Source organism: Rhodococcus sp. O3 (genome assembly GCF_048897285.1).
In the GTDB taxonomy this organism is placed as follows: Bacteria; Actinomycetota; Actinomycetes; order Mycobacteriales; family Mycobacteriaceae; genus Rhodococcus.
Map to the genome: position 1 here is coordinate 1 of NZ_JBMBTE010000126.1, position 13914 is coordinate 13914.

12 protein-coding genes and 1 pseudogene are annotated in these 13914 nt (G+C 69.4%); 4 read left to right on the forward strand and 9 right to left on the reverse strand.

Translation table 11 applies throughout. From position 1 onward, the window contains the following. Positions 1 to 1916: vWA domain-containing protein (locus tag ACN675_RS23940; protein WP_420753206.1), on the reverse strand; the 1916-nt coding region annotated here is incomplete at its 3' end. Further along, positions 1913 to 3301 (reverse strand): ATP-binding protein, encoded by a 1389-nt coding sequence (locus ACN675_RS23945; protein WP_420753207.1) that lies wholly within the window; start codon positions 3299 to 3301, stop codon positions 1913 to 1915. The genes ACN675_RS23940 and ACN675_RS23945, both read right to left, overlap by 4 nt. Positions 3302 to 3401: 100 nt before the next feature. On the opposite strand from ACN675_RS23945, the gene ACN675_RS23950 reads away from it, so the two are divergent. The 3 genes from ACN675_RS23950 to ACN675_RS23960 all read left to right on the forward strand — a co-directional run bounded on the left by ACN675_RS23950 (position 3402) and on the right by ACN675_RS23960 (position 5550). After that, entirely contained in the window at positions 3402 to 3992 is a 591-nt protein-coding gene (locus tag ACN675_RS23950; protein WP_420753208.1) for a DUF4126 domain-containing protein, read from the forward strand. 96 nt (positions 3993 to 4088) lie between these two features. Further along, positions 4089 to 5048, forward strand: a complete 960-nt coding sequence (locus ACN675_RS23955) for an alpha/beta hydrolase family protein (protein ID WP_420753209.1) — start codon at positions 4089 to 4091, stop codon at positions 5046 to 5048. Positions 5049 to 5310: 262 nt separating this feature from the next. After that, positions 5311 to 5550, forward strand: a complete 240-nt coding sequence (locus ACN675_RS23960; RefSeq protein ID WP_248675956.1) for a hypothetical protein — start codon at positions 5311 to 5313, stop codon at positions 5548 to 5550. Positions 5551 to 5595: 45 nt separating this feature from the next. On the opposite strand, the gene purH is transcribed toward ACN675_RS23960, so the two are convergent. The 4 genes from purH to ACN675_RS23980 form a co-directional block, all read right to left on the reverse strand. Beyond that, entirely contained in the window at positions 5596 to 7188 is a 1593-nt protein-coding gene (purH, locus tag ACN675_RS23965; protein WP_420753210.1) for a bifunctional phosphoribosylaminoimidazolecarboxamide formyltransferase/IMP cyclohydrolase, read from the reverse strand. Beyond that, the gene (gene purN / locus ACN675_RS23970) at positions 7175 to 7801 is read right to left on the reverse strand and encodes a phosphoribosylglycinamide formyltransferase (protein WP_420753211.1); all 627 of its coding nucleotides are present in this window, start codon (positions 7799 to 7801) and stop codon (positions 7175 to 7177) included. The genes purH and purN overlap by 14 nt, the downstream gene beginning before the upstream one ends. A 75-nt stretch (positions 7802 to 7876) precedes the next feature. Beyond that, positions 7877 to 9472 (reverse strand): DUF6350 family protein, encoded by a 1596-nt coding sequence (locus ACN675_RS23975; RefSeq protein WP_420753212.1) that lies wholly within the window; start codon positions 9470 to 9472, stop codon positions 7877 to 7879. Positions 9473 to 9539: 67 nt separating this feature from the next. Then, the gene (locus ACN675_RS23980) at positions 9540 to 10544 is read right to left on the reverse strand and encodes a DUF5336 domain-containing protein (RefSeq protein ID WP_420753213.1); all 1005 of its coding nucleotides are present in this window, start codon (positions 10542 to 10544) and stop codon (positions 9540 to 9542) included. 85 nt (positions 10545 to 10629) lie between these two features. Between ACN675_RS23980 and ACN675_RS23985 the strand changes: the two genes are divergently transcribed. Next, entirely contained in the window at positions 10630 to 11253 is a 624-nt protein-coding gene (locus tag ACN675_RS23985; protein ID WP_420753214.1) for an IMPACT family protein, read from the forward strand. 64 nt (positions 11254 to 11317) lie between these two features. Here the strand turns inward: ACN675_RS23985 and sucD are convergent, their stop codons facing one another. The 3 genes and pseudogenes from sucD to ACN675_RS24000 form a co-directional block, all read right to left on the reverse strand. Then, entirely contained in the window at positions 11318 to 12220 is a 903-nt protein-coding gene (gene sucD, locus ACN675_RS23990; RefSeq protein WP_420753215.1) for a succinate--CoA ligase subunit alpha, read from the reverse strand. 16 nt (positions 12221 to 12236) lie between these two features. After that, complete coding sequence (gene sucC, locus ACN675_RS23995; protein ID WP_420753216.1) at positions 12237 to 13406, reverse strand: ADP-forming succinate--CoA ligase subunit beta; 1170 nt, start codon at positions 13404 to 13406, stop codon at positions 12237 to 12239. A 145-nt stretch (positions 13407 to 13551) separates the two neighbouring features. Beyond that, positions 13552 to 13914, reverse strand: a pseudogene (locus ACN675_RS24000) (hypothetical protein); the annotation flags it as partial.

Consider the following 13914-nt stretch of genomic DNA (forward strand, 5'->3'; position numbering starts at 1 on the left):
TAGTCGCCGACGACCGCCGCGCCCAGCCCGTCGAGATCCGGGGCGACGACGCGACCGCCGACGCGGCGCGCCATCCGATCCACGATCCGGGCCAGGCCGGGATCGTCGCCGAGCCGGAAGATCGTGATCTGCGCACCCAGCCGCGCCAGATGGTCCAGTTCCCGGACGGTCAGACCCAGGGTGCGGGGGCTCGGCGGGTAGTCGAACATCGCGTATCCCTCGGGTTCGATGTGCGCAGTCGGTTCCCCGTCGGTGACGACGAGCACCACCGGCTGCGCGTTCGAATGCCGACGCAGGTGCCGGCCGGCGAGCATCAGCGCGTGATGCAGGTTGGTGCCCTGCTCGTACACGCCGTCCAGGCCCGCCAGCTCCGTCGGGGTGACCACACGCGCGTGCCGCCCGAACGCGATCAGCTGCAACGCATCTCCGCGGAACCGGGTCGACACCAGGTGGTTCAGGGCCAGCGCGGTGCGCTTCATCGGCACCCAGCGACCGTCCATCACCATCGAGAACGACGTGTCCACCAGCAACGCGACCGCGGCCTGCGCCCGCTGCTCGGTTTCGACGACCTCCACGTCCGTGACCGCCATCCGCACCGGTACCCGGCCGGGATCGCGCAACGTCGCGTTGGTGAGTGTGCGCACCACGTCCCAGGATTCGGTGTCCCCGAATTCCCACGGCCGCGACGCGCCGGTCGGTTCGCCCATCGCACCGGCGCGACGCGTCTCGCGCTGCCCGCCCCGCGACGACAACCGGTTCATCACGTCACGCAAGGCGGTCTGTCCGAGCTGACGCATCGCCTTCGGCGACAGCCGCCACTGCCCGTCCGCGCCGCGGTCGAAGAAGCCCTGTCGTTGCAGTTCCTTCTCCAGGTCGGCGAGGGTGCGCGCGTCGGCTGCGGCCTCGTCGCCGAGCTGCCGTGCGAGCATGTCCAGATCGATGTCGTCGAGTGCTGCCCCCGCATACTGCTGCGACAGTTGTTCGGCGAGCGCGTCGAGTTCGGCGATGTCCTGCAACGCCCCGGTGGCTTCGCCCAGGCCCATCCCCTGGTCGCCGCGGAACCGTTCGGACCCGGACCAGTCCTCGCCGGGCCGCGCGGCCTGCAGGTGCGCGTCGAGCCGGTTCAGCTGCTGCATCAGCGACGGCGTCCCGAACGCCTGCTGCGCGAGCGCATCCAGTTCGTCGCGCTGCTCCTGCGTCATCGAGTTGCGCAGCCGCTGCGCCGCCGCCGCACGCTGCGCCAGCGAATCGAGCAGTTCCTCGACGTTGCGCGGGTTCTCCGGGAAGAAGTCGCCGTGCTCGGCCATGAACTGCTCGAAGTCCTCCTGCGTGTCCTCACCACGAGAGTGTTTGTCCAGCAGGTCGTTCAGGTCCTGCAGCATGTCGTTGACGCGGCGCCGGTCTTCGTCGGTGGCGCCCTCGAGCGCCTGTTTCATCCCGGCGAACCGCTGATCGAGGACCTCCCGCCCGAGCAGATCGCGGATCTTCTCGTAGTCCTCCCGCGCTTCGGAATTGCGCCAGTCGTAGTCGGCGAGTTCCTGCACGGCCTGCGCGGTCGACGACGGCAGTTCCTCGATCCGCATCTCCGCGAACCGCGCGTCGTCGTCGAGGGCACGCGCGAGTTCCTTGCGTTCGGCGAGCACGGCGCGATCGAGCAACTCGCGCACCTCCCGCAGCGTGCCGTCGAGATTGGTGCGGTTCAACAGCTCCCGCTTGCGCCGGTTCGCCTGCGCCGCAAGCCGATCCAGACCACGGATGTTACCGCGCCCGCGCCGCAGCAACTCCCGGAGTGCCCGCCGCGGTGAACTGCCCGCGAGCACGTCGTCACCGATCGCGGCGAGCGCGTCGCGCAGATCCACCGGCGCCGCCAGCGGGTCACCGCCGTCGTACGGTCCGTACTGCGCGCCTCTGCTCATCGCGAGTACACCGCGGTTCCGTCGTCGGCGTCGTGCTTGGCGATGCGCCGGGCCAGATACAGCCCTTCGAGGGCGAACTCGACTGCGGCAGCGCGGGTTCCGATGTCGTCGGCGCCGAGCCGGTCGGCGACGACGTCGAGCACCGGCAGCTCCGGCAGTTCGTCGAGCAGTACCTTCGCCGTGATCCGATCGCCGGTCGTGACCGGGCGACCGTGCTCGATCGCCTCGACGAGGGTCGCCAGGTCGATACCGGCGAGCCGCTCCCGCGCGGTGTCCGCGGTCGCGCGGCGCAGCAGGTGTTCGAGCACCTCGAATTCGCGTCCCTCCTCACCGGATTCGAATTCGACCTTGCCGCGCAGCACCTCCACCACGGTGCCGAGGTCCACGGGCCGGGCGACCGGGTCGTCCTCCCCGAGGACGGCGCCGCGGTGCACGGCCGCGGCCGCGACCGTTTCCGCCCCCGCGACCGCGAAGCGCGCGGACACCCCGGAACGCTGGTCGATCGACGTCGATTCGCGCAGCAGGCGTGTGAAGCGGGCCAGTACCTCGAGCAGGAAATCCGGAACCCGCGCCTGCAGTACGGCTTCCTGCTCGATCACCGCGATCTCGTCGTCGAGTTCGACCGGGTAGTGGGTGCGGATCTCCGCGCCGAACCGGTCCTTGAGCGGGGTGATGATGCGACCGCGGTTGGTGTAGTCCTCCGGGTTGGCGCTGGCGACGAGCAGCACGTCCAGCGGCAGCCGCAGCGTGTAGCCGCGAACCTGGATGTCGCGCTCCTCCATGACGTTCAGCAACGACACCTGGATGCGTTCGGCCAGGTCGGGCAGTTCGTTGATCGCGACGATGCCGCGGTGCGCGCGCGGCACCAGCCCGAAGTGGATGGTTTCGGGATCGCCGAGACTGCGGCCTTCCGCGACCTTCACCGGGTCCACATCACCGACGAGGTCGGCGACGGACGTGTCCGGGGTCGCGAGCTTCTCGGCGTATCGCAACGACCGGTGCCGCCAGTCGACGGGCAGGTCGTCGCCGAGTTCGGCGGCGCGACGGATCGACGCCGGGGTGATGGGTTCGTAGGGATGTTCGCCGAGTTCGGACCCGGCGATCACGGGGGTCCATTCGTCGAGCAGCAACGGCAGCGTCCGCAACAGCCGGGTCTTGCCCTGTCCGCGCTCGCCGAGCAGAACCACGTCGTGGCCGGCGAGCAGGGCCCGTTCGAGCTGAGGGACGACGGTGTCGTCGAATCCGACGATGCCGGGCCACGGGTCGATGCCGTCGCGCAGGGCGGCGAGGAGGTTCTGCCGGATCTCGTCCTTGACCGATCGCTGCACGTGCCCGGACGCGCGCAGCTCACCGAGAGTGGACGGCCTGGTTGTGGTTGACGTCACCTCACCCAAGGTACGAGGATCCGCCGGATTCGGCATCTGCTCGCGGCGAGCCTTTCGCGTACGCAACCGTTTCCCGTCCGCACCGCCCTACACTCGGCCCGTGGAGATCTGGATCCTCGCGGCGTTGCTCGGCCTCGGCCTGGCGGCCGCCACCGGCCTGCGCACCTTCCTGCCGCTGCTGATGCTCAGCGCCGCCGTCCACTTCGGGTGGTTCGGGATCGTCCTGAACGAGTCCATGCAGTGGATCGGCTCGTCCGCCGCACTGATCGCGCTGGCGATCGCGACCGCCGTCGAGGTTCTGGCGGATCTGATCCCGCTGGTCGACAACGCGATGTCGGCGATAGGCACCGTCACCCGGCCGGTCGCAGGTGCGGTCGCGGCGTGGGCCGCGTTCGCCAACCTCGATCCGGCGATGGCGGCGATCGCGGGCATCGTCATCGGGGCGCCGACCGCGCTGGCGGTGAGCACCGCGCAGACGGGCACCCGCGCGGTGAGTACGGCGACGACGGCGGGTCTCGGGAACCCGGTGATGTCGGTGATCGACAGCGTCACCTCGTTCGTGACCTCGCTGATCTCGATGGTGCTGCCGCTGCTGGTCATTCCGTTGCTCGCGCTGCTCACCTGGTTCGGGTACCGCGGCTACCGCCGTTTCCGCCGCCTCCGCGGAGCGTTCACCGGGCCGGCCACGTAGATCCGCCCCACATCGAACACCGCATGCACATCGGACACCCTGGCGACACAGCCCTCCGGTGGCCGCGACGTCCGGGACTTCTGATAGACACATGTCATGTCGGAAACCGAGATCACCTTCACCAGCGGCGACGTGACGCTGTACGGCAGCCTGCGAGTACCCGCTGTCGGTGACACCTCGGTTCCGGCCGTCCTGCTGCTGGCCGGCAGCGGCCCGACCGACCGCAACGGCGACAGCGCGCTGCTGCCCGGCTCGATCGGCACCCTCCGCCACCTCGCGGACATCCTCGAGATCAACGGGTTCGCGAGCCTGCGCTACGACAAGCTCGGCAGCGGCCTCACCGGGCTCGGCCCGTACGCGGTCGAGGACGTCGCCGATCTCGGCTTCTCCACGTTCATCGACGCCGCGCGCGACGGCCTGCAGTTCCTCGCGGACCAGCCCGGCGTCGATCCCGAGCGCCTGTACGTCGTCGGACACAGCGAGGGTGCGCTCATCGCCCTGGCGCTCGCGCACGCCGGTGAGCGGGTCGCGGGTCTGGCCCTGCTCGAACCGCTCGCGGTCCGTCTGCTGGACCTGCTGACCGCCCAGATCGACGCGCAGCTCGACGCGGTCGTCGAGGCCGGTCAGCTCGCCGTCCAGGTCGCCGACGAACTGCGCGTCGCGCTCACCGGGGCGGTGGAATCGCTGCGCGCCGACGGCACCCTCAGCGACCGCCTGCCCGAGCCGCTGCGCAACGCGGGCCTGGTCCCGACGAACGCGAAGGCGCTCGCCGAGGAGGACTCGCTGGATCCGCGCATGCTCGCCGCGCAGATCGACAGCGCACTGCCGGTGCTCACCAGCGTCTCCGACAAGGACATCCAGCTGCGCGTCGAGGACGTCGACGCCCTCGACGAAGCGCTCGTGCACACCAAGCTGACGTCGCTGCGGCTGCGCAACGCCAACCACGTGCTCAAGGACATCGGCGACCAGCAGTCCACCGGCGCCGACTACATCGCCGACCTGCCGTATTCGACGGAGTTCACCGACGGATTCCAGGCCTGGCTGCGGGGTCTGTGACCTCACCGCACGAAAATCGGGGATGTAAATTCCTCGCAATTGGGGTATGGTTCCCCGTTAACCCGCTGGATACTCGAGAAAGGTACGGTCCGATGCAGCATCACAAGCGCACATATCGATTCGTACCCGAGTTCCACTTCCACTGCGCCGCAAGGCGATCCCGGGAATAGAGTCACATCCGACTCGCTTCTCGGGCACCCCAGGCAAATCGCCTCGGGTGCCCTTTCTTATACCCATTCTTTTCGAATCCAAGGAGAACCACATGAAGTTGCGACTGGGAGCCACCGGCTCCGTCCCGAAGGACCTGCCCACCGACCTGACCGGGCACGCCATCACGATCGACCTGCGCCACGTCGACGCCGAGAAGGGCGCACTGGCCGCCGATCTCATCCGGGAACTGCTCGACCGCGGTGCCGCCCGGCTCGTCATCTCCGACGGCCGCGGCACCACCGACATCGAGGCGCCCCACCGCCCGGAAACCGCCCACCCGTACGCGGCCTGACATCAGGTCGTCGTCGGGTGTGCGGCTGTCCCGGCTCGTGTGCGCTCAGTGCGCGAAGTGGCGTGCGCCCGTCAGGTAGAGGGTGATGCCGGCCTCGCGGGCCGCCTCGATCACCTCGTTGTCACGGACCGATCCACCAGGCTGCACGACGGCCTTGACGCCGGCCTCCGTGAGGACCTGCAGGCCGTCCGCGAACGGGAAGAAAGCGTCCGACGCGGCGACGGATCCGACGACACGGTCGCCGGCGCGGGTGACCGCGAGACGCGCCGAGTCGACCCGGTTGACCTGGCCCATCCCGACACCGACGGTCGCGCCGGCCGAAGCCAGCAGGATCGCGTTGGACTTCACGGCGCGGCAGGCGCGCCACGCGAACTCCAGGTCGGCGAGGGTCTGCTCGTCGGCGGCGGCGCCGCACGCGAGCTCCCAGTTCGCGGCGTTGTCACCGTCCGCGGTGAGCAGGTCACGCTCCTGCAGCAGCAGGCCGCCGGAGATCTGACGCAGCTCGATCTGCGCGGACTTCGGGGAGTCGGCCCGCAGGATGCGGATGTTCTTCTTGCGGGCGAGGACCTCGACGGCACCGGCGGCGTACGCCGGGGCGATGATCACCTCGGTGAAGATCTCGGCGACCTGCTCGGCCATCTCGACGCTGACCTCGCGGTTGACGGCGATGACCCCACCGAACGCGGACACCGGGTCGCACTCGTGCGCCTTGCGGTGCGCCTCGGCGACCGTGTCGGCGACGGCGATACCGCACGGGTTGGCGTGCTTGATGATCGCGACGCACGGCCGGTCGTGGTCGTGCGCGGCGCGCCACGCGGCGTCGGCGTCCTGGTAGTTGTTGTACGACATTTCCTTGCCGTGGAACTGCTCGGCCTGCGCCAGACCCGGCTCGCCGCCCTCGTTCACGTACAGCGCGGCCGCCTGATGCGGGTTCTCGCCGTACCGCAGCACGTTCGCGCGCGTCCAGGTCGCGCCGGCCCACGCCGGGAACTGGCTGTCATCGCCATCCGCTGTGACATCCCCCGTCGCTTCGCTCGCCCCAGTGGCGTATCCGCTGTTCATCCAGCTCGCGACCGCGACGTCGTAGGCGGCGGTGTGCTGGAACGCCTGCGCGGCGAGAGCCTTGCGGTCGGGCAGGGTGAACCCGCCGGCCTTCACCGCCTCGATGACCGCGTCGTAGCGGGCCGGATCGACGACCACGGCGACGGACGGGTGGTTCTTCGCGGCGGCACGCACCATCGACGGGCCGCCGATGTCGATCTGCTCGACGCACTCGTCGGGGGTCGCGCCCGAGGCGACGGTCTGCGTGAACGGGTACAGGTTCACGACGACCAGCTCGAACGCCTCGATGCCGAGGTCCTTGATCTGGTCGAGATGGTCCTGCTTGCGGGTGTCGGCGAGGATGCCGGCGTGCACGCGCGGGTGCAGCGTCTTGACGCGGCCCTCGAGGCACTCGGGGAAGCCGGTGAGCTCCTCGACCTTGGTGACGGGGATTCCGGCGCCGGCGATGGTCGCGGCCGTGGAGCCGGTGGAGACCAGTTCGACCCCGGCCTGGTGCAGCCCGGTCGCGAGTTCGACCAGTCCGGTCTTGTCGTACACGCTGACCAGTGCGCGGCGCACAGTCTTACGTTCGGTCACTGGGGATCACGGCCTTTCGTCCATCGGATACAACTCCACGGGTTGCGACAGCGGCGACCACCTCGGCCAGCAACCGTCGTTCCACAACTTTGATGCGCTCGTGCAGGGTGTCCTCGTCGTCGCCCTCGAGGACCGGCACGGGTTCCTGCGCAAGGATCGGCCCGGTGTCCACGCCGCCGTCGACCAGGTGCACGGTCGACCCGGTGACCTTCACGCCGTAGGCGAGGGCGTCGGGGACGGCGTGCGCACCGGGGAATGCGGGCAGCAGAGCCGGGTGCGTGTTGATGATGCGGCCGCCGAAGCGTTCGAGGAACGCGGGGCCGAGGATCTTCATGAAGCCCGCCGACACCACCAGGTCCGGTTCGTGCGCTGCGACGGCGTCGGTGAGCGCGACGTCCCAGGCGGCACGGTCGGCGTGGTCGCGCAACGCGACCAGGAAACCGGGGATGTCCGCCTCGCGGGCATGGTCGAGGGCTTTGCAGTCGCGGTCGACACCGACGGCGACGATCCGGGCCGGGTAGCCGTCGGCGCGGGTGGCGTCGATCAACGACCGCAGCAGGCTGCCGGTACCCGAGGCGAGTACGACGACCCGCGCCGGCGCGGTGGGCGGCAACTGGTCACGCGAGGCAGTCAGCGCTCTACTCCTGGACTCGAAGAGGGGTCGGCCGGACCATCGGCCGTCTAGAGCCTAGTCGCTGGTGTTCCGGGTGCCTTTCGCGAGGTCCCCGTCGTCGGCTTCGTCGTCGATCTCGGCGTCGACGACGTCGGGTTCCTCGATGTCCTTCGCGGCCGGTTTCGACTCGGATTCCTCGTCGTCGACCACCTCCGCATCGACCACCTCGGCCTGGGTGTCCTCGGTATCGTCGTCCTCGTCCTCGGCATCCACGGATTCGGCATCCACGGATTCGGCGTCCCCGGCGGGCGCGGCTTCGAGTGCCTTCGGTTCCTCGAGCTCACCGGCAGCCGAGTCCTCCCCCGAGTCCCCGTCCTCGTCGGAACCGTCCTCGGCGGCGTCCGGCTCTGCGGACTCCTCCGCCTCGGCCGCGAGCGCAGCCTCGGCTTCTGCGGCGGCCAGCTTGCCTTCCCGCCACAGCAACAGCTGCGCGGTGATGATCCCCAGCAGACCCGACCACGCGAACATCAGGAGCCCGGCGAGCCACCAGTTGCCGCCGACCACCCCGAAGAACCCGAGCCGCCCACCGGCCGCCCAGGTCGCGAGCGCGGTGACGACACCGGCTTCGGCGGAGGCCGCCAGCACGGTCAGCGCTCCGTCGCTGCTGGAGACGTACTCGCCGCGCGCCTGCGCCTCGAGGTTGCGTTTGGCGACGAACCGGCCGAGCAATGCGCCGATCGTGGCGGGCACCGCGAGCGCCACCGGCCAGAAGGACGGTGCCGGGCCCGGCGGGATCGCGGCCAGCACCGGCAGCGCGGGCAGGTCACCGCCGGACGCCTCGAACAGGCTCAGCCGGACCTCGCCGAACTCGACCGTGCTGCCGGCCAGGACCGCGGCCGCACCGATCATCACGTTGGGCAGATACAGGATCGAGATGATCAGCAGGCCGAGGACGCCCATCCAGTTCTCGCCGCGGGCGAGGAGCTCCCCGACGCTCTGCCACGACCAGAGCATTCCGACGACGGTGAGCAGCCCGCCCATCGCGAACATGCCGAGCACCGCCCGGGTCGCGGGCCGGACCGAGTCCACCAGCCATTCGGGGACTCCGTACCGGTTGCAGAGCGGCCGCCACATCCTCGACCCGACGCCGAGCAGCGACGACAGCAGATACAGCCCGGTCACCCACGCCAGGGATTGCGCCGGGTCCGGCATCGAGACGGGCAGCACGCTCGATGCGTCCTGGATGACGACGAGCGCGGTGACCGTCACGACGAGCGGTCCGGCCAGGGTCGCGGCGGTGATCCGCGCGGCGTCGCGGCCGTCGAGCGCATACCCGCTGTGCAGGACCATCGCGTCCGCCGCCGACGCGCACGAGCGGGCGGACAACCACACCAGCACCGCGGTCGGCAGCAGCGGCAGCACGCCGAGCGCGGTGCCGTCGATGGTGAGGGTGACCTGGTGCAGTCCGAGCCAGGCACCTGCGGTCGCCGCGTACACACCGGTGAGGTCGCTGCTCGCGGCGACGAGCGTCGTCACGACGACCGTCACGAGCAGCGCCATCGTCACGGCCGGTACGCGTGCCGCCGTGCCGAGCAGAATGCGGAATTGCTCCGGATCCGTCGAATCCTGATTCGTGGGGAGGCGGGAGTTCCGGCCTAGCGTCGATGTCATCGAGTCGAGGGTGTCACCCACCGCGATCGGTTGCGATCAGGCGCGCCGCGCCGGCTCCTCGAACATGTCACCGTTGCTCGTCGTTCGGCTTCAGCACCTGGGTGGCGTCGTCCGGTGGCGGCGAGACCACGGTGGCGTCCTGGTCCTCCGGTGCCGGCGAGAGGACGGTGGCGTCGTTGTCGGACGGGCGCGCCAGTTCGGTGTCGTCGTCGTAGCTCGGCTCCGGCGCACCCCCTGTCGGGTGCTGCGGCCCGGTCGGATATTGCTGCGCCCCGACCGGAGATTGCTGGGACGGGGTCGGCTGGGACGGGAACTGCTGCGTCCCGTACGGCTGACCCGAATACTGCTGGCCCGTGTACTGCTGACCGGTGTAGTGCTGGCTCGGGTACTGGCCCGTGTACTGCTGACCGGTGTACTGCTGGCTCGGGTACTGGCCGCTGTAGTGCTGCTGTGACTGCGTGCCGTACTGCTGGCCGGGGTACTGCTGGCTCTGGGGCTGCCCGCCGTACTGCTGCGGGAACTGCCCGGCCTGCTGGGGACTTCCCTGCTGCGGACTCCCCTGCTGCCCGTACCCACCGGGCTGCGGGACCTGGGACTGCGCCGGGTATGCCGCGGCCCGGCCCGACCGCGCCGCGGGGACGAGCACGCCGATCCCGAACAGCAACGCCACCACGGCCACCGCGGTCTGCAGGAATCCGAACACGAAGATGGCGACGCCGCCCCACGCGATACCGGAATCGTCGGGCAACTGGAACCACTGGAACACCGACGTCACGAATCCGACCGCCGATGCGGCCAGTGCGACGCCCCGCAGATCCTGGCCGGGCAGCAACGACAGCGCCGCGCACACCCCGCCGAGCAGCAACAGAGCCAACGGCACCACCGCGAATCCGAATTCGAACGCGGACAGCGCGACGTGCCCACCGAATTCGATCCGCATGTACGGCGCGAGACCGAACAGGAAATTCACCACACCGAGTACCGCGACCGCCACCGGCAACAGCACCGGCACGAGCTTGGCCGACGGCCCGCCACCACTCCGATCCGGGGTCTGGCTCGCTGGGAATGTCATCGATCCTCCTGCGGTCGTCGGGTGCGCTCGGTGTCTTCCGGATGCACTGGAAACAGCGTATGCACCGATCGACACAATGGGAGGCATGCCGAACACACTCGCGCCCGGACCGGACGTGGTCGTGGAGACGGAGGTCAAGCACTCGCGCTTCCTCGCCGCCCTGCGCCGGGTCGAATCCGCTGCCGACGCCGCCGCGTTCACCGACGAGCAACGCCGTCTGTACCCGGATGCGCGGCACCACTGCTGGGCGTTCGTCGTCGGCGACGAACCGGCGTCGCGGGCCGAGCGGTCCAGCGACGACGGGGAGCCCGGCGGCACCGCGGGCGTCCCGATGTTGCAGGTGCTGCACCATCGCGACGTGGTGAACGTGGCGGTGGTCGTGACCCGCTGGTTCGGGGGGATCAAGCTGGGGGCGGGCGGACTCGTGCGCGCCTACTCGGGGGCCGTCGCGGTCGCGCTGGACTCGGCGACGCTGGTGCCGCGGGAGCGGCGGGAGGTGTTCACCCTCGCGGTCGGGCACGGGGACGCGGGACGTGTCGATGCGGAACTGCGCGGTCGCGGGGTGAGTGTGCTCGGGGTGTCGTACGAGGACCGGGCGAAGTTCACGGTCGCGGCGCGGGACCCGGAGCAGCTGGCGAGTGTGGTGGCGTCGGTGACGTCCGGCGCCGGGGAGCTGGAACCCGTCGGCCGGGAGTGGATCGACGGATAAAACGCGTCGTGCGCGGTTTCGGTAGTGGGAACTACCGAAACCGCGCACGGACGGCGGAAGCCGCTTACAGGGACTTCAGGATCTCGCGTGCGAGAGCGGCGGTCTCGGACGGCGTCTTGCCGACCTTGACGCCGGCCGCCTCGAGGGCGTCCTTCTTGGCCTGCGCGGTGCCCGAGGAACCGGAGACGATGGCGCCGGCGTGGCCCATGGTCTTGCCCTCGGGGGCGGTGAAGCCGGCCACGTAGCCGACGACCGGCTTGGTGACGTTGGCCTTGATGTAGTCGGCGGCACGCTCCTCGGCGTCGCCACCGATCTCACCGATCATGACGATGACCTTGGTCTCCGGGTCCTTCTCGAACGCCTCGATGGCGTCGATGTGGGTGGTGCCGATGACCGGGTCGCCGCCGATGCCGATCGCGGTCGAGAAGCCGTACTCGCGCAGCTCGAACATCATCTGGTAGGTCAGGGTGCCGGACTTGGACACCAGGCCGACCGGGCCCTTACCGGCGATGTTCGCCGGGGTGATGCCGACGAGCGCCTCGCCCGGGGTGATGATGCCGGGGCAGTTGGGGCCGATGATGCGGGTCTTGTTGCCCTTCTCCACGTTGTAGGCCCACGCGTACGCGGTGTCCTGCACGGGGATGCCCTCGGTGATGACCACGAGCAGCGGGATCTCCGCGTCGATGGCCTCGACGATGGCGTCCTTCGAGAAGGCCGGGGGAACGAACGCGATCGAGACGTCCGCGCCGGTCTCCTTCATGGCCTCGGCGACGGAGCCGAAGACCGGGAGCTCGACCGGGTTGCCGTCCTTGTCGGTGTGCGACACGGTGGTGCCGGCCTTGCGGGCGTTGACGCCGCCGACGACCTGGGTGCCGGCCTTGAGCATCAGCGCAGTGTGCTTGGTGCCCTCGCCGCCGGTGATGCCCTGGACGATGACCTTGGAATCCTTGGTAAGGAAGATTGCCATTGTTCTGTGTGTCCCTCTACTTCGCTGCGAACGCGAGCTCGGCAGCCTTGTCGGCAGCTTCGTCCATGGTGGCGACGACCGTGACCAGCGGGTGGTTGGCCTCGGCGAGGATGCGGCGACCCTCGTCGACGTTGTTGCCGTCCAGACGCACGACGAGCGGCTTGTTGGCCTCGTCACCGAGGATCTCGAGAGCCTTGACGATGCCGTTGGCAACGGCGTCACACGCGGTGATGCCACCGAAGACGTTGACGAACACGCTCTTGACCTGCGCATCGTTGAGGATGACGTCCAGGCCCGCAGCCATGACGGCCGCGGAGGCGCCGCCACCGATGTCGAGGAAGTTGGCGGGCTTCACGCCACCGTGCTTCTCACCGGCGTACGCGACGACGTCGAGGGTCGACATGACCAGACCCGCGCCGTTACCGATGATGCCGACCTCACCGTCGAGCTTGACGTAGTTGAGGTCGTTCTCCTTGGCCTTGAGCTCGAGCGGATCCGTCGCGTCCTTGTCCTCGAACGCGGCGTGGCCGGGCTGACGGAAGTCGGCGTTGGCGTCGAGGGTGACCTTGCCGTCGAGCGCGAGGATCTGGTCGTCCGGCGTACGGACGAGCGGGTTGACCTCCACGAGGAGAGCGTCTTCCTTGACGAAGACCTCCCACAGCTTCTGGATGGTCACGGCCGCGGCGTCGAGAACCTCGGCGGGCAGGTGGCCCTTCTCGGCGATCTCACGGGCGAAGGCGAGGTCGACACCCTTGACGGCGTCGACGGGGACCTTGGCGAGACGCTCCGGCTTGGTGGCGGCGACCTCTTCGATCTCCATGCCACCCTCGACCGAGCACATCGCCAGGTAGGTGCGGTTGGTGCGGTCGAGCAGGAAGGAGATGTAGTACTCCTCCGCGATCTCGCTGGCCTCGGCGACCAGAAGCTTCTTGACGATGTGACCCTTGATGTCGAGGCCGAGGATGTTCTCGGCGTGGGTCTGCGCGTCGTCTGCGGTGGCGGCGTACTTCACGCCACCGGCCTTGCCACGGCCACCGACCTTGACCTGGGCCTTGACCATCACCGGCTTGCCGATTTCCTCCGCGATCTCGCGGGCACCGGCGACCGTGTCGGTAACACGGCCGGCCGACGTCGGCACGTCATGCTTGGCGAAGAGTTCCTTCGCCTGGTATTCGAAGAGATCCATCTGCTCACCGTCTCGTCTGCGTTCACGCCCGCTCGGGGGTTTTGAGCGGGCCAGGTTCGGACTCTAGTTACTTGGAAGCCCCATGAAACGATCGCACTCGGGCCATGTGGCGCATGTCACGGAGTGCGAGGGCTCGCGAGCTACCTCACGGAGATTCCTCCCGGAGTGTGAGCGACGCCGCAACCAAGAGGAGCACCGCCCCCAGGATGACAGGTGCCACTCGGGCCACCTCGACCGGATCCTCGATCACGCCCCGGACCAGCGCCCACGAGGACGCGTACACGGCCGTCGCACCGGCCGCACCCAGCAGCAATGCCCCTCCTCGCGCGGGTCGCGACCGCACCGCCACCGCCGCGGCGACGCCCACCGCGACCGCGAGCAATGCACGTCCCCACAGGTCGTATCCCCACGGATAGGCGAGCACCGACCCGGCACCGTGATACAGGGGCACGGCCGACCCGACGACGCACACGACGGCCGCCACCGCGACGACCACGCGCGTGCGCGC

Coding starts and splice junctions, on each gene's coding strand:
- ACN675_RS23955 (WP_420753209.1), top strand. CDS start 4,089: ATGTCGGAAACCGAGATCACCTTCACCAGCGGCGACGTGACGCTGTAC.
- ACN675_RS23960 (WP_248675956.1), top strand. CDS start 5,311: ATGAAGTTGCGACTGGGAGCCACCGGCTCCGTCCCGAAGGACCTGCCC.
- ACN675_RS23975 (WP_420753212.1), bottom strand. CDS start 9,472: ATGACATCGACGCTAGGCCGGAACTCCCGCCTCCCCACGAATCAGGAT.
- ACN675_RS23980 (WP_420753213.1), bottom strand. CDS start 10,544: ATGACATTCCCAGCGAGCCAGACCCCGGATCGGAGTGGTGGCGGGCCG.
- ACN675_RS23985 (WP_420753214.1), top strand. CDS start 10,630: ATGCCGAACACACTCGCGCCCGGACCGGACGTGGTCGTGGAGACGGAG.
- sucD (WP_420753215.1), bottom strand. CDS start 12,220: ATGGCAATCTTCCTTACCAAGGATTCCAAGGTCATCGTCCAGGGCATC.
- sucC (WP_420753216.1), bottom strand. CDS start 13,406: ATGGATCTCTTCGAATACCAGGCGAAGGAACTCTTCGCCAAGCATGAC.